This window comes from Priestia sp. FW507-14D1A, from assembly GCF_058781295.1.
The window spans coordinates 84,784-105,565 of sequence record NZ_JBYSWQ010000003.1 but is presented as its reverse complement, the minus strand read 5'-3'; the positions used below and the strand labels follow the sequence as shown (position 1 = coordinate 105,565).

The following is a 20,782-nucleotide window of genomic DNA, read 5'->3' as shown; positions in this document are numbered from 1 at the left end:
TTTTCTTACAATTATTATAAAATAGAAAGTAACAGCGATACATACAGCAGTAAGGTGGTATTTAACAATGAAACACTCGAACAAAACAATCGGTATCGTAGCGCATGTCGATGCAGGAAAGACAACGTTTTCCGAACAGCTTCTTTATCATACAAAAAGTATTAAACAGCGAGGAAGAGTTGACCACAAAGACTCCTTTCTTGATACTCATACGATTGAAAAAGAACGAGGAATTACGGTATTTGCCGATCAAGGAACTTTTTCTTATAACGGTTCTACTTATTATTTAATTGATACGCCGGGCCACGTCGATTTCTCACCTGAAATGGAACGTTCTATTCAAGTGATGGACTATGCGATTGTTATCTTAAGTGCAGTAGAAGGAGTCGAAGGCCATACAGAAACCGTTTGGCAGCTGCTTCAAAAACATCGTGTGCCCGTATTCTTTTTCATCAATAAAATCGATCGTGTAGGAGCAGATCCTGAACGTGTTATAAACGATATTAAACATAACTTAACCCCCGATGTTTTTGACATAACGTCAGAGCTTATAGATGGCTCGTTAAGTGAGGAACTTATTGAATTTATAGCTGAAAAAGATGAAGAGCTTCTAGATGCATTTATGGAAGGTAAGAATGATCAAGCTTATTGGAGAGCCGCTATGCAAAAGCTTATTCAAACCAATCAGCTTTTCCCGTCTGCGAGTGGTTCAGCTTTACAAGACATCGGCATTGAAAGTTTTTTAGAGAAAGTTGATTTGCTAACGGAAACGCGCTACTCGAAGGAAGAAGCATTTTCAGGTCGTGTATATAAAATTCGGCACGATGAAAACGGCATGCGCATCACGTTTATCAAAGCTCTAAGCGGGACAATGCAGGTGCGTGATGAAGTCGCCTATGAAAAAAACGGAGAGCTATACGAAGAAAAAATCACTCAAATTCGTGCTTATAACGGACGTCCATTTAAAAACGTAAATGAAGGTTCAGCTGGCGAACTTTTTGCGGTTACAGGGTTGTCTTCAGCATCGATTGGAGACGGTCTTGGAACATTAAAAGAAAGCCCCTCCTACGAACTTTTGCCTACGTTAAAATCAAAAGTTGTTTTTGAGCCTTCTGTTCATCCAAAAGAAGGAATTAAACTTTTTCAATTATTAGATGCTGAAGACCCTTCTTTACATGTGACGTGGGAAGAAAGGACTCAAGAGCTTCATATTCATGTGATGGGAGCAATTCAGCTAGAAGTCCTCGAAAAACTGATAAAAGAACGTTTTAATATAAACGTACAGTTTGAAGAACCAGAAATTTTGTACAAAGAATCCATTCAAAATACAGTGATGGGCTACGGACATTTTGAACCGTTGAAACACTATGCAGAAGTTCATTTGAAAATAGAAGCAGCGGAACGAAACAGCGGAATTACTTTTGAAAATGCTTGTCACACCGACGATTTATCCGCGGGGTATCAAAATCTAGTCCGTCAGCATATATTTGAAAAGCCGCATCATGGTTTGTTAACGGGTTCACCTATTACTGATATAAAAGTGACATTATGTACCGGACGAGCTCACAACAAGCATACAAGCGGAGGAGATTTTAGAGAAGCAACGTACCGTGCACTGCGACAAGGGTTAGAAAAAGCAGAAAATATTGTGCTAGAACCGTATTATGATTTCAAAATTAAAGTGGATATTGATCAAATGGGAAGGGTATTAGCTGATGTTCAAAGCGCACACGGTCGTTTTGATTCTCCTGTAACAACCGAAAACAAAGCGATTATTACAGGAAAAGTTCCTGTTGCTACTTTTATGAACTACGGTTCGACGCTAGCATCTTTTACGCATGGAAAAGGAGCGATGTCTCTATTATTTGGAGGGTATGAACGCTGTCATAATGAAGCAGAAGTGATTGAACAAATCCGCTACAATAAAGAGGCGGATCCCGAATACAGTTCATCGTCCGTCTTTTGCGCAAAAGGACAGGGCTATACGGTTCCTTGGAAAGAAGCAAAAGAAAAAATGAACTGTTTATAAAAAGCACTGTAGCGATTGCTACAGTGCTTTTTTCGTAGCAATCTTTCAACAGCTGTTTTCTCCATACCTTTACAATAAAAACCACATTATAGTATAGTTTACTTATATTTCTAAAAACGGGGTGACAGAAACGTGGATGCTACTGTTAAAACAACTAAAAGCGGGGTAATAGGAGGGATTCTCGGAGGAATTTCACTTTTATATGTCATTATTAATACTTTATTGATCCTTAACTTTTTTACAGGACTTATTGCGGCTGAAAAGCTTCAAGGACTGCCTATTATCGCACCTATCTTTTTAGTTCCGCTCATGATTGTTCCTGCAATTATTGGTTTTTTTATAAAAAAAGACAACCTCTGTCTATGGGCGATTATTTTAAATATCATCTTGTTTCTTGTACCAATTGGCTACCATGTCATCGGTACGTTAGTATTCGGCCCTTAATTAAAAAACGAACAAACTTTATATTGAAGTTTGTTCGTTTTTTTATATCATATAACCTTCTATAACCACTATTGAGCGGGAGCAGTAGCTGTACTGCTGTTTTCGTCTTTCACCATCATCCTTACGCCTTGTACAACCGCAATTCCTTCCCACTTATCAAGATCAGGTTCGAGAAATTCTAAAGCAAACGTGTGGGGACGTAATGACAGAAAAGAAGAGAGTGTGCGGACTTGAATAATAGGAACGCCGGAACGCAAAACGTCGAATTTGCGATCTGTTATATTCCCCGTAATTTCATATGTATCGCCATCGTTTCTGATATAAAGATACTTCTTTTTAAAAAAAGTAAATTTTCGTTGAATCATGCCAACTTCATTTCCATGGTGATCAGAAATAATCAGCTTCGGCATAAGGGCAAACATTTTAGATTTACCTGTAAATATAATTTCTTCGTCCTTTAAAATATCAAATTTATTAGCAATAGATAACTTATATGCGACATTTCCAATAACGTCTTGTGATTCATTATAAATAGGAGATTCGCCTAACTCGAAAAACTTGTCTTGCAAGATAATCCCTTGTTTCTCCATTTAAAAACCTCCTTTTACAATATATTACCATATTTTACACCTTTTGAGTTTGGTAAGACCATTTTCATGGGTATTATTAAATAAAGTTCGTCCTTACGTGCTACGGATAATGGAAAGAATGAAAATAGTCTTCAAAGCTCATAATGTGTAAAGGAGACCTGCTTGTTATAACACCGGGTGAACGTAAAGCAATTTGTTAGATATACATAAGGAGATGATACTTTATGCCTCAATGGCATCCGCATCGTGAACAAAAAAATTTACCTGATGAATTTCCTGTTAATCCGCTTTTTTCTCGACAAGGAGAAGTGACGATTCCAAGGCTGCGTATCAGTGATCAAGGTATGCTTCCAGAAACAGCTTATCAAATCATTCATGATGAAATTGCTTTAGACGGAAATGCCCGTTTAAATTTAGCTACGTTTGTTACTACTTGGATGGAACCTGATGCAAAGCGTTTGTACGGAGAGTCTTTTGATAAAAATATGATTGATAAAGACGAGTATCCGCAGACAGCGGCTATTGAAGAGAGATGCGTACGTATTTTAGCGGACCTTTGGAATTCACCTAATCCTGATACAACGATGGGCGTTTCTACTACAGGTTCATCTGAAGCATGTATGCTTGGCGGACTAGCGTTAAAAAGACGCTGGCAAAAACTGCGTAAAAGTAAAGGTCTATCAACGGACCGCCCTAATATTGTATTTAGTTCATCCGTTCAAGTAGTGTGGGAGAAGTTCGCAAACTATTGGGACGTAGAGCCTCGTTATGTGAACATTAATGCAGATCATCCTTATTTAGATCCAGAAGGCGTCATTAATGCGGTTGACGAAAATACAATTGGTGTCGTACCGATTCTTGGAGTGACGTATACAGGAGTTTATGAACCAATTGCTGCTATCGCAAAAGCATTAGATGAGCTACAGGAAAAAACAGGGTTGGATATTCCTATTCATGTAGATGCTGCTTCTGGAGGTTTTATCGCTCCATTTCTTCAACCGGACCTTATCTGGGATTTCCGCTTGCCGCGAGTAAAGTCCATTAACGTGTCAGGACACAAGTATGGTTTAGTTTATCCTGGTTTAGGGTGGGTGATTTGGAGAGAAAAAGAAGACTTGCCTGAAGATCTTATTTTTCGCGTTTCTTATTTAGGGGGCAACATGCCAACTTTCGCGCTCAACTTCTCTAGACCAGGAGCACAAGTTCTTTTACAGTACTACAATTTCTTGCGTTTAGGTAAAGACGGCTATTATGCTGTGCAAAAAACCTCCCAAGAAAACGCGCTGTTTCTTAGCAAAGAAATTGGAGAAATGGAAGCATTCGAAATTATCGCGGATGGTTCAGATATCCCCGTTCTTGCTTGGAAACTGAAAGAAGGATATACACCAAACTGGACGCTTTATGATTTGTCTAGACAACTGCGTACGTACGGATGGCAAGTTCCTGCTTATCCGCTGCCTGCAGACATGGAAGAAATAACAATCATGCGCATTGTTGTTAGAAATGGATTTTCAAGAGACCTTGCTCATTTATTTATGGTTAATTTCAAACAAGCCGTTGAATTTCTTAACTCGTTGGATAGACCTGTTCTTAAAGACACGAAATACGACAATGGATTTCATCATTAACATCTGTCATAAAAACACAAAGCCGTGTTATGAAAAATTGCATGGCTTTGTGTTTTTTTATGTATAAAAAGATAATTTTTCAAAAAATTCCATGAACAACACAAGAAAATATTCTTATATTTTCTTAATTTTGGTATAATAACCCCTAAGGTTTTATAGTTCTTTAGAATTACGAAAAACCTAAAAAAAGATAAAAAAAGGGGATAATAGTCTATGAAAATGTTGAAAGTTGCTTTTGGTATTCCATTATTAGCTATATTGCTAGCAGCCTGTAGCGATGAGTCCAGTGAAACTGTATCGCAAAAAGAAGAGCCTACAGAGAAATCAACAGCGGTTCATACGAAAGAAAATGGCAATAAAACGGCTGTAAAAGAATCATCGCCGAATACATTACAAACAAAAGCATCAACCATTAAAAAAGCAGTTAATTCTAAAGAAGCTGATCGCGATTATTTATTAAACGTAATGAATGGTTATCAGTATATCCAAGTAGGTGACAATCAGTATATTTACTATGGCATTAATCAAGAGCAAAATGTTTTTTGTATGATGGAAGTTAATTTTGACGCCAGTGGTGATTATGTAGAAAACATCAATTTTGTTGATAATGCTTCAGAAGAACAAATTGCTTTGCTTCAAAATCAAATACAAGAACAACAAAAGCAATTATCAGACCTTGAACAGCAGCAAATGGAAAAGGAATTAGATGATTACTATGCGCAGCTAGAAGAAGACCGACAAAAAGAAGAGGAGGCACAGGCCAAGGCTGATGCAGAAGCTGAAGCTCAGGCAGAAGCAGATCGTAAAGCGGAGGAAGAACGTTTAGCAGAAGAAGAAAAGAAACAGCAAGAGGAAGAGGAAGCTCAGGCAAAAGCGGATGAGGAAGAAGCTTTTGCTGATTCAGAAGATGAGGCCCAAACGGACTCGGACTCGGAATCAGAACCAGATCAAGAAGAAGATACAGAAGGAATTGAGGAAGAGGAACCAGCCGAACAAACAGTTTCCCAAGAGCAAGCTATCCAGCTAGTTCGTGATCAGCAAGGCATATCTGAAGATTCACCTCTCCTTGTAACATATGATCACGTTGACGACTCAGGAAACTATATTATCCATGTTTATGAAAATGTTGTGGATAATGAAGAAACAGGAGAGGAACATACAGCTACACAAGGTTGGTATCAAGTAAGTCCTAGTGATGGGTCCATTACTGATGTTACGGTAGATGGTTACTAATAGAAAGAAAAAAGTTTATTAAAAGAAGCGTTCCTAAAAAGGAATGGCTTCTTTTTTTAAGGTATAATTTTTATTTTATAGGAATCCCCTGAAAAATGGAGCGATGATATAGATGAAATTGAAAGTTGTTACTGCTTTGCTATTAGTAAATATTTTATTAGACTTGGAGGACCACTTTTGCACAAATTAAAATACATTTCGTTATTTATGTTTACTTTTTTATTTTTACAAGGATGCGAAGAAAAATCGAATTCTATGATTCGAAGTGAATCAGCTAGACCTGAAGTAATAAAAGAAGCAAAAAAAGAGAAGGAAAATATGACAGTGGTTTATGATAAAGCAAAATGGCATTATGAGGGAGACTTTCCAGAAGGGTTAGATGATAAACAAGGTTTTGTACATACGGGAATGTATCTGGGGTGGATTATTGAGAACCATTTATATAGCAAAGAATTTAAAGAAGCGGCTGCTAATGAAATCATCAAATTTAAACAAAAGAAAATGACAGGAACTGAAATATACATGAACTGGGATGGTGTATTTGTAAGTGATATGTTAAATGAGGAGGGTAATGCTTTTACAAAAGCCTATTTTGACTTTAAAGACGGTGTTTATTTGGATGATTATGAAGAAGTATTTCCTCATGTGAAATCTCTTTACGAAGTGAAAGACACATGGGGAAATTATGAAACGTTAAAACCGAAACTTAATGAGCGGTTTAATAGCTGGAAACATAAAAAAACAACGACCAAGGGGAATACGATGTTTACAATTGACGATTATATTAGTTCCTTAAAAGAAAGTCTTCAAAAAAATGAACATGTATTGATTGCAAACATAAAAGAGATACAGACTTTTCATTATTATGAAGGAATTGATTTGCTGGACTTTGAGATTTTTATGCAACCGTTTGATTTGTCTATTATGATGTTTTCTATGGATGATGAAGCGAATGAAGTTTTTTATGAAGGAAATGACAGAAAGATTTTTTCAGGTAGTCATCCTTTATTTGACGAGACTCAATACTATAATCTTCCTGCTGAAAACTCGGATGCTTTTTGGGAGTTTTATGAGCAAAATGAAGAATCCATCTCTGCTGCTGAAGAAGAAACTATTGTAAGGTGGTTTGTTTCCTGCTGGAATAAAGCGGGTGGTAAAAGCTTTGAATTGCCTGTCTATTTAGACTTCCATGATGATATAAAATCTTTTGATTTACACAAGAACAAGTGGATAGATAGTGAAGAAAAATGGGCTAAGTAGCTGAGTAAAAGTAGATTTACTTACCCACTAAACCTAGTGAAAATAAATAAGATCAAAGCAAGCGGGAAGTTTTTATTCATTTCTAATTTTAAATTAAGTTTATTTTCCGCTTTCTTATAATATAAGGGGTGACTAGCTTTGAGGATTGTAGAGACGACTATTTTTACCATCGAACCTGATGATAATTGTTTAAATATCATTGATGCAGATTACAAAGATGAATATGGACTGGTCTTAGTTCAAAAACGCCATAATAGATTCGAATTGTCTGTAAACGGTACTACTCTTTATCCACGTTTAAAAATAAACTATCCTTTTGTCAGATGGATTGATTATAAGCATTTTTTGATAATGAATCCTAGAACTAAGGGAGAAAAGCACAATTTGTTTATTATGAATATCGATGGAGAAGTCATACGGTCATTCTATTGTGGAGATGCTGTGCAAGACGTAGCGGTTAGTAAAGAAGGAATATGGTGCAGCTATTTCGACGAAGGCGTTTTTGGTGAAGGGATATCAACAGAAGGGTTAGTATTATTTGATAATACAGGTTCACCAACTTTTCAATATCACACTCATTTACCAGATGCTCCATCCATTGCAGATTGTTATGCAATTTGCAGAGGTAAAAATACGACACTTTGGTTATATCCATATACAGATTTTGAGTTAATTGAAGTAAATCCCGAGAAGAATTCTTTTATTGCACATCAAACTCCTGAAACGTTACATGGATCACAAGCAATAAGTATTAGAGGAGAATATAGCTATTTTTACAGCCCATACAACAAGGAAGGAACTTTATACAGTTGGAAAGCAGAAGACAGTGGTGCTAAAAAAATAGGTAAGTTAAGCGGAACCCTTAGAGGACTAGATACAAGGCAAAAAGCTCATTTTATAGGGATTGAGGAAAAGAGCATAAAAGTTTACACCATCATCAACCCGAAAGAGTATTAAAACATAAAATCCGACTTACACAGATGCGTTTATTCAAGGGTTAGAATCTATTTTAACTCAGTATCCAATTAAAGAAATTTAAATTATATAAATCAAAGAGGTAATGTATTTTATGAAAAGTTGGTTCAAAAAACATTCTACTAATAAAAAACATAAGGATAGCAATACATATTGGCAATTAGATAATGTTTATGAAAGAAACAAAGAATCTCCTTATACATTTTACAAGCCAAGCAAAGCGGTGACGGATAAATTAAAAGCGGGAGACCTGGTGAAGTTAGTTTTCTTTAGTGATTCAGATACAGCTGGTTACAAAGGAGAAAGAATGTGGGTGGAAATTACGGATAGAAACAAAGAGAACTTTGTTGGAAAGCTTGATAATGAACCTTATCATTTAAAGGGCTTAAAACTTGGTCAAATCCTGCATTTTGGCACTGAACATATTTGTGATACTGAATATGAAGACGATGAAGTTGCAAAGATGGACTATTACTTTAATACCCTCGTAACAGTTAGCAATGATGTTTTAGAAAGAAACGAGTTTAATTTTCTGTTAAAAGATAAACCAAATGAACCAAATGATTCAGGATGGGTTATCTTTAGCGGATACGAAGAAGATGAATTTACTAGTAATCCAAAAAATAATTTTCAAATTGTAGCTCTAGGAGTTGCTTTAAATGTTGATGACTCAATTTTAGCTTTTATAAATGAATCACCGCTATGTGCTTACGAAAGAAATGAGTTTGGGAAATTTGATAGAATTCATGACTACGATTGGGAAACATACCTTAGTGAGTGAAGGCTTGAAACTAGTAACTTGAAAAGTTTGTATGATAAGCAGATGGAGGGGAAGAAGTTATTCTTTTTCCTTTTTTTTGCGCTTCTACATTAAATCAACTACTATCACACTGATTCATAGCTACTTTAAACTTGGGATGCAAAATTGTAAAGTTCTAGGATAAACCATAAGGAATTACTTAATTACATATAAAATGATACGTACTGGAGTATTCAGGCGATTGTGATTAAGTGAGCGGCTATTTTAACGATTTCTAAGATATAATCTATCCATAGCTTGTACATAATTTAATTCATTTGACCTTAAGCGCGTCATTCAGTCGATCTTTTCGAGTTCTGTTCACAACTCGAAAATTAAAATCCCGAAAGCAAAAACAGCTGATTTAAAAGGAACCTACACATTTTAAAGGAAAAGCAAAGTATTCCAAGGTTCTAAGAGCAAGGGAGACCCTAACGATTTTATTTCTTTTTCTAGTTTACATAATATATATTCTAGGAACCAATAGATGAAACGCAAATTCTGTCTCATTGAAAAAGTATACTTATGATAGTGAGACAGAATTTAAAAAATGAGATAGGGTTTGTGTTTATATGATTTAACTCACTAAACTAATTATCAGCAATATTTGTTCAATTAGAACAAATGCGGATATGATTTTATAGAATGCATATTGATTTCACCAGATTGTTTTTAAGTTTGATCAGTTCGATTTATATTTATAGATTTTGAAAAATAAATGAATTTACTTGTAGGATTTAGATTTTATACTCATTTATTTTTCTCATCGTATTCTCAATGAACTCTTTGTAAATCAATAAAATCTGTTTACGTTTAATCTTTTAAGGATTTATTTGCTACAGAACGTATATTTTTCATTTAGTACATATGTTTGCATTAAATGGATTTTTATTCATTAAAGAAAGTTAAAACCTCGTATTTTCTGTAATAAAATACATCAATCAGTATTTTTATTCCGTGTGATTTCTTGTTAAAATCACTGAAAACCCCTTTCTTATCAGCTTTTTAGTGATTTTAGTTGTAGTTTCCTTTTTCATCGGGTATAATATTAAACAAATAGATGACGGTATAAATTGGATGTCATTATCCAGTTTTAAAGGAGCGATACTCATGAACATTACAATTTATTATGGAAATCATGAAGATAAAACAATTCATACAATGGATTGTCACGTAGATATCGATTTAGATGATGAAGATATGGTAGCTTTAACAGAAGCTCGTTAATGAATATATAAAAGGCTGTGGATGCTTTTCATCTGCAGCCTTTTATTTTTTGCTTCCCCTCTCCTCTTTAACTTCTACTAACCGCTACGTTTTACAAATCTTAGTTACTTTTATTATAAAATTTCAAATTCTCCGTTAACTTCTCTTTACTTTTCGACACATTTTTTGTATCATTAGATAAGAACGTATGTTCGTTTTATTTTTATCGTATTGATGATCACAAGGAGTGTTTTTGAATGACGGTACGAAAAAGAAAAAGAAAGAAGCTCCCTCCTACCCTATCCAATACAGGCTTTATTGGAGCAACGTTTGCTGATACAGATGAATTAGCACGCAATGAATATCACTTTCCTCGTAAGCAAATGAAAATTACCCATCATGTCTTAGATGCCTTGCTTCAAGGGGCAACGCACTTATTTCAACAGCATAAAGTTGAAGCCGCTATCTCATGCGTGTACCTTCCTAAGTACAAGAAGATTGGTTTAGTCCTTTCTAAACAGCCTTTTGGCCGCAATGAAGGCATTGGGTATTTTATTAATTACTTAAAGGAAATCGGACATATTGAGTGGGATGAAAAAACGAAAGACTACGAAATACATAATACGAGTTTTATCGGCGTGGTATTTGCAGATCTAGAAAAAATTGCTAAGTACACCTTCGACTTTGAGCTGGAATTACTGTCGAAATTCGTTAAAGATTTAATTATTCCTGCCAAAGAGCTGTTCTTGCAGCATAATGTAAAAGCGTATCTCTCCGGCGTTGAAAATGAAGATCAGCATAAAGTAGGGTTTGTTTTATCGATCAAACCTTATGATGAACGTAAGGAAGCAGACTTATATTTTGTGGAGTATTTAAAAGAACGTGGTTTATACGAAGAGGACGAGTCTGAAGAAGAGCTAGTACCTATTCATACAAAATGGAGCTTATTTAAATAACATACGTTATACCCGCTGTCTTAATAAGATAAGCGGGTCTTTTTTTGCTTTTTTACTAAAACCCAAAACAAATTAGTAGCAAGTACTAATAGTTAGTAATATAATAATAGTAATGATAAAAATCATTGATATCTATAATATAAGGAGTCGTTTTTTATGATTCAACTAAAAGATTTAGTTCCAAGTGAACATTACAACTTAACAGAGGAAATTGAAAAACATGCATCCGATCAGCTTGCGTTAAAGTGGCAGGACGCTGACGGTGTGCGTGAAGAAATTACATATAATCAGCTGTTAGCAAAAGCCAATAAAGTGGCAAACGGGTTAACAGAGCTAGGATTAACAAAAGGCGATCACGTTTTAGTTATTGCGCCTCGCCTTATTGAATCGTACGCTATTTACTTAGCATGCTTAAAAGCAGGTATTATTGTAATTCCTTCTTCAGAACTATTACGCGCAAAAGATATCCAATATCGTTTACATCACGCTGAAGCAAAAGCGATTATTTCTTACCATCCTTTCTGCAATGAGATCGATAAGATTGAAAACTTCCCTACTTCTCTACAACATAAAATTACGTTTGGTGCTGATGTTACGTCATGGACGCGCTTAGAGTCACTTACGGCTGATGCATCAGAACAGTTCCAAGCAGCTAAAACAACTAAGGATGATACAGCATTCCTTCCTTATACATCTGGTACAACAGGACAGCCAAAAGGCGTTGTTCATACTCATGGATGGGCTTATGCTCACCTTCGTATCGCAGCTGCTGAATGGTTAGATATTAAAAAAGGCGATACGGTCTGGGCAACAGCAGGTCCTGGTTGGCAGAAATGGATTTGGACTCCGTTTTTATCTGTACTTGGAAAAGGTGCAACAGGCATTATCTATAACGGACGTTTTGAACCTAAAAAGTTTTTAGAAATTTTACAGGATGAAAAAGTAAACGTACTGTGCTGCACGCCAACAGAGTACCGCTTTATGGCTAAAATTGATGAGCTTGAACGTTTTGACCTGTCTCACCTTCATAGCGCTGTATCTGCCGGAGAACCGCTAAATGAAGAAGTGATTAATGTGTTTAAAAAATATTTTAATATCCAAGTACGTGATGGATACGGTCAAACGGAGAATACTCTTTTAATCGGTACATTAAAAGGTGTAAAAACAAAGATTGGTTCAATGGGTAAACCGATGCTTGAAGGGTTTGTAGAAATCATTAATGAAGACGGCCAACCTTGTGAGCCTGGAGAAGTAGGAGACATTGCCGTTCGTAGAGACCTCCCTTCTCTTTTCAAGCACTACTATAAAGACATGGAGCGCACTGAGAAAACGTATAAAGGAAACTACTATTTAACAGGTGACCGCGCTTCTAAAGATGAAGATAACTATTACTGGTTCCAAGGACGCGGAGATGATATCATTATCAGTTCCGGCTATACAATTGGGCCATTTGAAGTTGAAGATGCGTTAATTAAGCATCCAGCGGTGAAAGAATGTGCCGTTATAGCTAGCCCAGATGCTGATCGCGGCCATGTTGTAAAAGCATATGTTGTTCTTGTCGATCATGTAAAAACAACAGATGCAGGGTTTATTAAAGAGCTGCAAAATCACGTAAAGACTCTAACTGCACCTTACAAGTATCCTCGCGTAATTGAATTTATTGATGAATTGCCAAAAACTAATTCAGGTAAAATTCGACGTGTGGAACTTCGTGAACGCGAGCAACAAAAAGCATAATAAATGAAAAAAAGACGTATCTGTTAGGATACGTCTTTTTTTATTAGATAGCATGCTGTGAAGTACGAACATCTACCGTTAAAACACCCGTATTTACGTTTGCATATGCTTTAATGATGACAGGGTAATCTTTGTTATTTGTAAACTTAAAATCAGGTCCTCCCCACGATACGGTTGCATCTCTTCCTGCAGGTACATAACCTACATGTTTTGAATGGTGAGACCTAGCAGTCACTTGAAGACCAGCGCCGTCAATAGCATTAAATAGCGTAGAAGATGTTTGGCAGATCCCTCCGCCAATTCCCATCACCAGCTGTTTGTTGATGATTTCAGGAGCAGGCTGATAGCCTCTTTCTGCTGTGCGCTCCCCAACTGTTTGATTATAAGAAAATGAATCTCCAGGACCTAATACAACGTTGTTAATGGCTTCTGCGGATAGCTGAACATTTCTGTTTCGACTTGTATCACTTGGACGAAACCGTGTAGAATACGAAGCTAGCGATACATCAGCGACCCCTTGAGCAGATGCTGCCGTTACATTTGGAGCGGTTTCGTAAATTGGAACCTTTACATCCAATTGTTTCGTATTTAAGTTCTGCAGATTTTTAACAAGCTCTGCTTCTTTTAAAATGATTTGTTTGGACCCGCCGGTTAATGATCCGTTTGCATCCATTTTTATGTTTTGCATAGGCGTGTCGATCCCTTTTGCCAGTTCAGACGCTAATTGCTTAATTTCTTGGTCGTATACGTCTTTATCCTTGTAATGAACAGGCTTGAATTCTTTCATTACTTGTCCTGTACGGGAATCTTTCAGCTGATACGTCAGGTCTTCGACTTTAAGGACTGGTTTTTTCTTTTTCTCAGTCTTTTTTTCTGCTTTTTTCGCTGCTTGTTTTTGTTCTATCGCGGCTGTTTGCTTTGCAGAATGATTGGTATACATGCTGTACGCAATAAACGCACTGACAATTGTCGCGCCAAGCAAAAGCGCCCCTAAGACTTTCTTCATGTAATTGAATCCCCCCATATCTCGGCTTTACCTCAATATGTTTTTTCTATAAAAATATGTATACATTCATTTTATCCAAACATCTTATAAAAGACGATCTGCCAAAGTGAATAATCACCATTTTTTATATTTTTTTCTTTGTTCAACACATGAGGTAAAGCGGAATGATGTTCATAGCCCCCATTTTTTCTTATGAACTCAATAGAAAACAAATGTTGTATGCGTTTCCTGTTATTACTATTCTTATATATAATAGCACGAAAACAAGGATTTTTTAACGAATTATGGTAATTATTTTAAAATTTTTCTGACAATTTTCGCGGTGTTGTTCATTTTTCTATAGGCATTATACATGGTATAATGGTAAAAATGGAATTTGTTTTATGAGGAGGATTTACGCTTGACTGAACGTTATAGCAAAGAAGAGATTAGTCATCAGCTAGAAAGTATAGATCATGTAAAAGAAGCTCTTTTAAAATATAAAAACACCGTAATCGGTGAGAAATATGATTTGCTTCCCTACCATTTAACTTCAACAAAAGAGGCAATCTTAAAGACCATTCACGATAAAAAAAGCTGTATTGTTAGCGATATCACAAAAGTACTTGGGCTCTCACCTGGTGCTATCACCATTGTATTAAATCAATTAGAAGATGATGAGCTTGTGAATCGTATTTATAAAAAGCAAAACCGCCGAAGCGTGTGGGTAGAGTTGACGGAAAAAGGCGAAAAAGTTGTCGAAATATTGCAAGCTACTCGTGTCGATTTTTGGTCAGATTTACTTTCACACTTATCAGAAGAAGAAAGAGATCAATACTTTCACATTATGAAAAAAATATCTCAAAAATTACAGCAATAAATATAAAAAAAGCGGCTATAAAGGCCGCTTTTTTTATTATGCGTGTGCTAAGGCTTGTTTTTTCACTTCGTTTTTCAACACTTTTCCTACGCTGTTTTTAGGAAGTGATGAAACAAATACAACAGTTGGTACTTTATATGGTGCTAATCGTTCTTTACAGAAGTTCACTACATCTTCTTCAGTTAAAGCAGATGCTTCTTGTTTAACAACAAATGCATATGGAACTTCGCCGTACACATCATCAGGCATGCCGACAACTGTCGCTTCTAACACACCATCTGCTGCTAGGACAACTTCTTCTACTTGATCTGGGTAGATGTTGTCTCCTCCATATACAATTACATCTTTATAGCGTCCTTCAATGTAAAGAAATCCGTCTTCATCTAATCGACCTGCATCACCCATCGCTAACCAGCCATCTTGTAAGACAGCGTTTGTTGCTTCTTCGTTTTGCCAGTAGCCTTTGAAAAGATAAGGGCTTCGTACGAGTACTTCACCTTTTTCTCCAGTTGAAACTTCTTGACGTGTTTCGGGGTCTACAATTTTAACTTCCACATGTGGAGCAGGTTTTCCAGCAGAGCTTACTTTCTTCCATCCCATTTGAGGATGCCATGAACTGATAATCCAAGCTTCTGTGCTTCCGTACCCTTGAGCTAAAATCATTCCGTTACGATCATATTGTTCAATTAAAGACTCAGATACTTTTGTTCCGCCTGACACAGCAAGTTTTAGAGGGAAATCATAGTGATCTCCTTTTTCAAGCTCTTCTACAATGTATTTTAATGCCGGTGGTAGTGCAAACAGCATTTTAATGTTTTCTTTTTCAATTACTTCAATTACTTTAGCTGAATCTGTTTCTTCAGAACATACCATTGTGTTTCCTGTGTTGATGCACATAAATAAAATGCTCATCGAACTCATGTGGAAGAAGGGATGAACAAACAAATAACGCATGTTTTTATCAATATTTGCACGTTCTTCCTGTCCGCCAGAATTTAAAAAGGCACTTACCGATTCGTGTGCAATCATACATCCTTTTGACTTACCTGTTGTACCAGATGTGAACATCATCAATGCTAGATCTTCAGGAAGTACTTCAGGAAGTGCTTCTGGTGTGTTTGTGTTATACGCTGAGAATTGAGTTGTAAATTCTTTTGCATCCTCAATTTTTAACGTAAAGCTAAGTCCATCCGTTTGTTCCGCTTTTTCTAATACAGACGTAAATTCATTGTGGTGGATAATCGCTTTTAACTGTCCGCTCGTAATAATGCTATCAAGCTCATAAGGTGTCATGCTCTTACTTAATGGCACAACGACTGCTCCCACTTGTAAAATCCCCATTGTAACGACTGGGTAAGCAATGCTTGTATGAGCTAAAATACCAATGCGATCTCCTTTTTGAATTCCTTTCTCTAAGAAGTAATGAGACAATTGATTTACTTTTTCATGAAATTCATTAAATGTATAACGTTCATTATGTTCAACTAGTGCTTCATGTTGAGGAGAAATCTCTGCACGTTCTGCGACTAAGTATTGTAATGTGTTCATTTTATCCTCTCCTTTGTCCGCTCGGACTAAATATTTCGTTCGTGAATATTTTAATGACTAAAACATAATAACAAAAAAATTTTCCGAAGTAAAAGTTTAAAATTATCAAAATGTGTTTATATAGGTTGTATCGGGAAATGTTAAAAGAGATACTGTTTTTAAGAAATGTTGTATTACCAAGGGTTTGATAAAATTTTACAAAATTCAAATAGTTCGGACACTGGGTTTAACGAACTATTTTTTTCCTTTTTTTGTTTGTAAATTAGTTTTTATTTCTTGTTTTTCATTTTTTTTATATTTTTTCTTACTTTCCCCTTATTCACCGGATTTTGAGCTCATTTATTGAATGAAAACGGTGAATATGAAACAATAATATATAAGTATTTGGATTTGAAAGGAGCAAATTTAGACATGAAAGTTCTTGTAATTGGTGCGAATGGTCAGGTAGGCAAACATATTGTAAACATTTTGAATGAAAGTGATGTGCACACTGTACGTGCGATGGTTCGTAAAGAAGAACAAGCAAAAGAACTTGAGGCAAGAGGTATCGAAACGGCTTTTGCAAGCTTAGAAGGCACTGTACATGAAATTAAGGAAGTAATGAAAGGCTGTGACGCCGTTATCTTTAGCGCAGGATCAGGCGGAAATACAGGCCATGATAAGACACTTTTAATTGATTTAGACGGTGCGGTAAAAGCGATGGAAGCTGCAGAAGATTTAGGTATTAAACGATTTGTGATGGTAAGCGCACTTCAAGCACATCACCGTGAAAACTGGAATAGTTCACTCATTCCTTACTATGTAGCCAAACATTATGCAGATAAAATCTTAGAAGCAAGCGGATTAACATATACAATTGTTCGACCAGGCGGATTGTTAAACGAACCAGGAACAGGACGTGTAGATGCTGGGGAGAACAAAGAGCGCGGATCCATTCCTCGTGAAGATGTAGCGCGTGTTGTAGTAGAAGCGTTAAGTGAAGATCATACATTCGGACGTTCTTTTGATTTAGTTTCAGGCGATACGCCTATCACAGAAGCTATTCAATCTATTTAATATAAAAAAAGCAGCGAATACGTATTCGCTGCTTTTTATTTATTATTTAATACATGTACTAAATGATAAATCACTTTTGCTGTCAGTCCCCATATGACTCGATCTTCATAGTAATAAAAATGTTCTTCCATCTCTCTTGTTTGCCAATTATAATTTTCACCACCAATAATCGCGTCATAAGGAAAATTATGTTCAGGTTCTACTCTAAAATGGATATTGTGTATATCAGGTTCGGTACGCTGAAAAAAAGAAAGAGGCACGGTAAATACTTCTGCTACTTCCGAAGGATTCGGTCGAAGTTCAAGCGACTCATCAATAAAACCTACATAAGGATAAATGATTGTTCTGAATTGAGAAACGATATAATCTAAAGCTTGTACTTGCTGAATAGATTCAGGCGTAATCCCTAACTCCTCAGATGTTTCACGGATAGCCGTTTCTTTTTCGTCTGCATCCGTCTTCTCGACACGCCCTCCTGGAAAACAAATTTCTCCGGGCTGTCTTCGCAAATCGAGCGCTCTTACCTCAAATAAAACATGTAGTTCCCCTTTTTTTTCAATAAGCGGAACAAGAATACCGAAGCGAGAAAACTGCTCCATTCCAAGAATTGTCGGTATCCGATTTTCTAACTTAGCTATAATACGGGATGCATCCATACGTCCACTTCCTTTCACAAAATGAATTATCAAAAGAATAGCGAGTTATAAGCTACGATGTCAACTAACCTGCAAAAGAAAGCTGTTATCTTTAGTATATGAAGAGATCCATTCAATTGACACTGCAATTGATAAAAATATATAACATAGATATAAATAAAAACAGATAGCACCGGCTACCTGTCTTTTTGTTTTGTTTTTAACAACCCATAAATAAGTAAAAAGAATGCAACCACACTGATAAGCAATCCTCCTACTTGCTTATCAGTGAGTCCAAAACGAAGCTGAAGCCAAAAGATAACCAAGCAAATCAAAATGACGCTAGTAGCTAAATAAAAGTAAATGCTGTAGAAAAACGGATTCGTTCTTTTCCGTTTGTAAACAAGTAGTGAGATGCCTATATACGTACCCAATAGTGTGAGTAATACAACAACTTCCGTTAATGTTCTCACCGCATTCTCCCCTCTCCCTTTTTTCTTCTATACCCCGTTTCTTCTTTCATCAAAAGGAAGTTTGACTAAGGTATTTACAAAAAACCGCCTTATAGCATAAGGCGGTTTCCTTCAATACGCTTTATCCTGGTTTGTATTATATATCAAGAGCAAAGGTAATGACCGCTTCACAAGCTAACTCGCTGTCTACAAATGCTTTTCCTTTTCCTCTTACAATCTTTCCGCGCTGCTTGAAAACCTCAAATTCTAAACGCAGTGTATCTCCTGGCCTTACTTGACGCTTAAAACGACATTCGTCTATTCCCGCTAAAAAGGCAAGTCTTCCTTTTTGTTGGTCATCCGCAGCCATAGCAAACCCACCGAGCTGGGCAAGAGCTTCGACAATAAGTACCCCTGGCATTACCATATAGTCCGGGAAGTGGCCTTGGAAAAAAGGTTCATTTGCTGTTACTTGTTTAATCCCTATCGAAAGCTTTCCTTCTTCTTGCTCTAAGATGCGATCAACAAGTAAAAAAGGATAGCGGTGTTGAATGGTATGTTTTATTTGTTTTATATCTTTCATATGTATCGCTCCTTTTTCTTATAATAAGGGGTCCTTGCCGTCAAATGCAGGAAACGTATCTGGATGAAGAAGCGCCGCGAGTTTTTTTAACCCTAACAGCAGCCTAGGTGAAGGACGACAATACAGCCATTCTTCTAGTGCATGTACGCGATGTTCTTTAATGGCACACATATCGGACCAATCGGGTCTTTTATGTAAAATAGTCGGATTTACTTTGTTTGTCTGCACGCCTACCCAAGCCAGACAAATATGTTGTGGATTTCGTTTGAACACTTCTTCCCAATTACTCTGTACATTTGCTTCTTTATGATCAGCAAATATATTTTCTCCTCCCGCTAACTCACTAATTTCAGTCAGCCAGTTTGCTTTGCCAGGAGTAAAGACAGGTTTTGGCCACCATTCCCAGTATACAGTGGCTTTTTCATCAATTTGATTTGCAATCCCTTTATATGTAGAAAGAAACTGATCATAACGCTTTAACAGTTCAGCTGCTTTTGTTGCAATGTTTAATCGCTGACCTAAATCCTGTAGATTTTGACGGATATCTTCTAGCGAATTAGGATTATATACGACATAAGGAAGCTTTCGTTTTTTAAGTTCTTCAATATTTCGCTCCATTCCAGGAACGCTTAGTGATGCTAGGACTAAATCGGGTTTAGCTTCTTCCACCGCATCCATATTAATAGATAAATCGGGACCTAAACGCGGCAGACCTTGAATAGACTGCGGCCAATCGGAATAATCATCAATTGCTACGAGCAAATGCTCACATTTTAAATACGCTATTAGTTCTGTATTGCTTGGACAAAGCGAAACAATTCGCATAGTTCCCCTCCTGCATTCATTTCTTTTTTTCTATTATACAATAGATCCAAATATAAAAAGCAGAGACTTTCACTGAAGTCCCTGCTTTTGGTGCTCTTTATCCGCCCATCGCGTGATAAAAGAAGTAAAAGAAACCTAAACAGCCAAGTGAACTAATGCTTGTAGTTAAAATACCGATTGAAAGCAACACCTGTCCGTCTTTTTTTGGTTTATATCGCAGCATATAATAAAAAGCTAAACAGGTGCCAAGAAGTAAATAAATAGCCCATATGTAAGGTAGATTCTTTAGCTGAAAGATGTATCCTTGATTAAATAATAAACAGTAAATAAAAAAAAGATTTACGATAAAAAATATAGGAAGTACACTTTTCTTCATCTATTAAACCCTCTTCTACTCTTTATTTTCTGCTATAGTTGCTCTGTTTTGATTTCTCAGTTCATCCCGTATTTCACGTAAATATTGATTTCTCTCCTTCATTCGCTTTAACACTATAACGATAACAGCTATAATACCAGCAATGATTCCTATATAAAGAACTCCAAACACTAAGATAGGTACTACACCCGAAAGCTCCATCTCATTCCTCCTATTTTTTGGTTATTACCTTATTTTACCGTATTTTGTAAGGATGTCACGTCTTTTATCCATGAAAAAGGGAGTTTGAATATACATTCAAACTCCCTAAAAAGATAATAAAAAATAATATTTATTATAGCGCTTTGCTTTTGACACTCGCTCCCGTTCCGAAGAACTTATCAAAAATTTGATAAAGAGCAGACAGGCCAACTAACCAATAAATCGTTGTTACTAACCAATCCCAAGAGCCAAATAGCTCTTCTACTACATTCACGCCTAATGCTACAGCTAACCAATTCAAACCGCCTAAAATCACAAGAAGAGTTGTTAAACCTGAAAGAAATTTCACGTTGTCACCTCCTTGCGAACTGCATTAGGAAAAGC

The 20,782-nt window shown here is 36.3% G+C and carries 20 protein-coding genes and 1 pseudogene; 11 read left to right on the top strand and 10 right to left on the bottom strand.

The window, feature by feature from the left end; genetic code table 11:
* Positions 1–67: 67 nt before the first annotated feature.
* Both AC3WJG_RS14065 and AC3WJG_RS14060 read left to right on the top strand, forming a co-directional pair.
* Entirely contained in the window at positions 68–2,029 is a 1,962-nt protein-coding gene (locus AC3WJG_RS14065; RefSeq protein ID WP_492588327.1) for a GTP-binding protein, read from the top strand.
* 132 nt (positions 2,030–2,161) lie between these two features.
* Positions 2,162–2,473, top strand: a complete 312-nt coding sequence (locus AC3WJG_RS14060; RefSeq protein WP_060745565.1) for a YnaG family membrane protein — start codon at positions 2,162–2,164, stop codon at positions 2,471–2,473.
* Between the two features lie 68 nt (positions 2,474–2,541).
* On the opposite strand, the gene AC3WJG_RS14055 is transcribed toward AC3WJG_RS14060, so the two are convergent.
* Positions 2,542–3,063 (bottom strand): LURP-one-related family protein, encoded by a 522-nt coding sequence (locus AC3WJG_RS14055; RefSeq protein ID WP_050690127.1) that lies wholly within the window; start codon positions 3,061–3,063, stop codon positions 2,542–2,544.
* A 224-nt stretch (positions 3,064–3,287) separates the two neighbouring features.
* Between AC3WJG_RS14055 and gad the strand changes: the two genes are divergently transcribed.
* The 7 genes and pseudogenes from gad to mbcS all read left to right on the top strand — a co-directional run bounded on the left by gad (position 3,288) and on the right by mbcS (position 12,857).
* Complete coding sequence (gad, locus tag AC3WJG_RS14050) at positions 3,288–4,691, top strand: glutamate decarboxylase (RefSeq protein ID WP_225049756.1); 1,404 nt, start codon at positions 3,288–3,290, stop codon at positions 4,689–4,691.
* 213 nt (positions 4,692–4,904) lie between these two features.
* The gene (locus tag AC3WJG_RS14045; RefSeq protein WP_337134337.1) at positions 4,905–5,924 is read left to right on the top strand and encodes a hypothetical protein; all 1,020 of its coding nucleotides are present in this window, start codon (positions 4,905–4,907) and stop codon (positions 5,922–5,924) included.
* Positions 5,925–6,242: 318 nt separating this feature from the next.
* Positions 6,243–6,665, top strand: a pseudogene (locus AC3WJG_RS14040) (DUF7832 domain-containing protein); the annotation flags it as partial.
* A 657-nt stretch (positions 6,666–7,322) separates the two neighbouring features.
* Positions 7,323–8,141 (top strand): TetR family transcriptional regulator, encoded by an 819-nt coding sequence (locus AC3WJG_RS14035; RefSeq protein ID WP_102812759.1) that lies wholly within the window; start codon positions 7,323–7,325, stop codon positions 8,139–8,141.
* A gap of 112 nt (positions 8,142–8,253) precedes the next feature.
* Positions 8,254–8,940, top strand: a complete 687-nt coding sequence (locus tag AC3WJG_RS14030; RefSeq protein WP_492588325.1) for an immunity protein Imm33 domain-containing protein — start codon at positions 8,254–8,256, stop codon at positions 8,938–8,940.
* Between the two features lie 1,481 nt (positions 8,941–10,421).
* Positions 10,422–11,120 (top strand): hypothetical protein, encoded by a 699-nt coding sequence (locus AC3WJG_RS14025; RefSeq protein ID WP_060745570.1) that lies wholly within the window; start codon positions 10,422–10,424, stop codon positions 11,118–11,120.
* A gap of 156 nt (positions 11,121–11,276) precedes the next feature.
* Positions 11,277–12,857, top strand: coding sequence for an acyl-CoA synthetase MbcS (mbcS, locus tag AC3WJG_RS14020; protein ID WP_492588323.1), 1,581 nt, complete (start codon positions 11,277–11,279; stop codon positions 12,855–12,857).
* A 43-nt stretch (positions 12,858–12,900) separates the two neighbouring features.
* Here mbcS and AC3WJG_RS14015 read toward each other — a convergent pair whose 3' ends face one another.
* Positions 12,901–13,863 carry a VanW family protein gene (locus AC3WJG_RS14015; RefSeq protein WP_225049752.1) on the bottom strand — a complete coding sequence of 321 codons (963 nt, stop codon included), beginning with the start codon at positions 13,861–13,863 and terminating at the stop codon, positions 12,901–12,903.
* Between the two features lie 400 nt (positions 13,864–14,263).
* Here AC3WJG_RS14015 and AC3WJG_RS14010 point away from each other — a divergent pair, with 400 nt between their 5' ends.
* Positions 14,264–14,722 (top strand): MarR family winged helix-turn-helix transcriptional regulator, encoded by a 459-nt coding sequence (locus tag AC3WJG_RS14010; protein ID WP_013057155.1) that lies wholly within the window; start codon positions 14,264–14,266, stop codon positions 14,720–14,722.
* Between the two features lie 36 nt (positions 14,723–14,758).
* Here AC3WJG_RS14010 and AC3WJG_RS14005 read toward each other — a convergent pair whose 3' ends face one another.
* Positions 14,759–16,270, bottom strand: a complete 1,512-nt coding sequence (locus AC3WJG_RS14005; RefSeq protein WP_337134335.1) for a class I adenylate-forming enzyme family protein — start codon at positions 16,268–16,270, stop codon at positions 14,759–14,761.
* A gap of 411 nt (positions 16,271–16,681) precedes the next feature.
* Between AC3WJG_RS14005 and AC3WJG_RS14000 the strand changes: the two genes are divergently transcribed.
* On the top strand, positions 16,682–17,326 hold the full coding sequence (locus AC3WJG_RS14000; protein ID WP_337134334.1) for an SDR family oxidoreductase: 645 nt from the start codon (positions 16,682–16,684) through the stop codon (positions 17,324–17,326).
* Positions 17,327–17,361: 35 nt separating this feature from the next.
* Here AC3WJG_RS14000 and AC3WJG_RS13995 read toward each other — a convergent pair whose 3' ends face one another.
* The 7 genes from AC3WJG_RS13995 to AC3WJG_RS13965 form a co-directional block, all read right to left on the bottom strand.
* Complete coding sequence (locus tag AC3WJG_RS13995; protein WP_337134333.1) at positions 17,362–17,982, bottom strand: NUDIX hydrolase; 621 nt, start codon at positions 17,980–17,982, stop codon at positions 17,362–17,364.
* 176 nt (positions 17,983–18,158) lie between these two features.
* On the bottom strand, positions 18,159–18,434 hold the full coding sequence (locus AC3WJG_RS13990; protein WP_016764214.1) for a hypothetical protein: 276 nt from the start codon (positions 18,432–18,434) through the stop codon (positions 18,159–18,161).
* A gap of 136 nt (positions 18,435–18,570) precedes the next feature.
* Positions 18,571–18,996, bottom strand: a complete 426-nt coding sequence (gene fabZ / locus AC3WJG_RS13985) for a 3-hydroxyacyl-ACP dehydratase FabZ (protein ID WP_337134332.1) — start codon at positions 18,994–18,996, stop codon at positions 18,571–18,573.
* A gap of 18 nt (positions 18,997–19,014) precedes the next feature.
* Positions 19,015–19,821, bottom strand: coding sequence for a cobalamin-binding protein (locus tag AC3WJG_RS13980; protein ID WP_337134331.1), 807 nt, complete (start codon positions 19,819–19,821; stop codon positions 19,015–19,017).
* Between the two features lie 97 nt (positions 19,822–19,918).
* Positions 19,919–20,197 (bottom strand): hypothetical protein, encoded by a 279-nt coding sequence (locus AC3WJG_RS13975; protein ID WP_060745577.1) that lies wholly within the window; start codon positions 20,195–20,197, stop codon positions 19,919–19,921.
* A 15-nt stretch (positions 20,198–20,212) separates the two neighbouring features.
* Positions 20,213–20,398: a hypothetical protein gene (locus tag AC3WJG_RS13970; RefSeq protein ID WP_176584552.1), complete on the bottom strand. Its 186-nt coding sequence runs from the start codon at positions 20,396–20,398 to the stop codon at positions 20,213–20,215.
* Between the two features lie 133 nt (positions 20,399–20,531).
* Positions 20,532–20,747, bottom strand: coding sequence for a DUF378 domain-containing protein (locus tag AC3WJG_RS13965; RefSeq protein WP_013057146.1), 216 nt, complete (start codon positions 20,745–20,747; stop codon positions 20,532–20,534).
* Positions 20,748–20,782 lie beyond the last annotated feature (35 nt).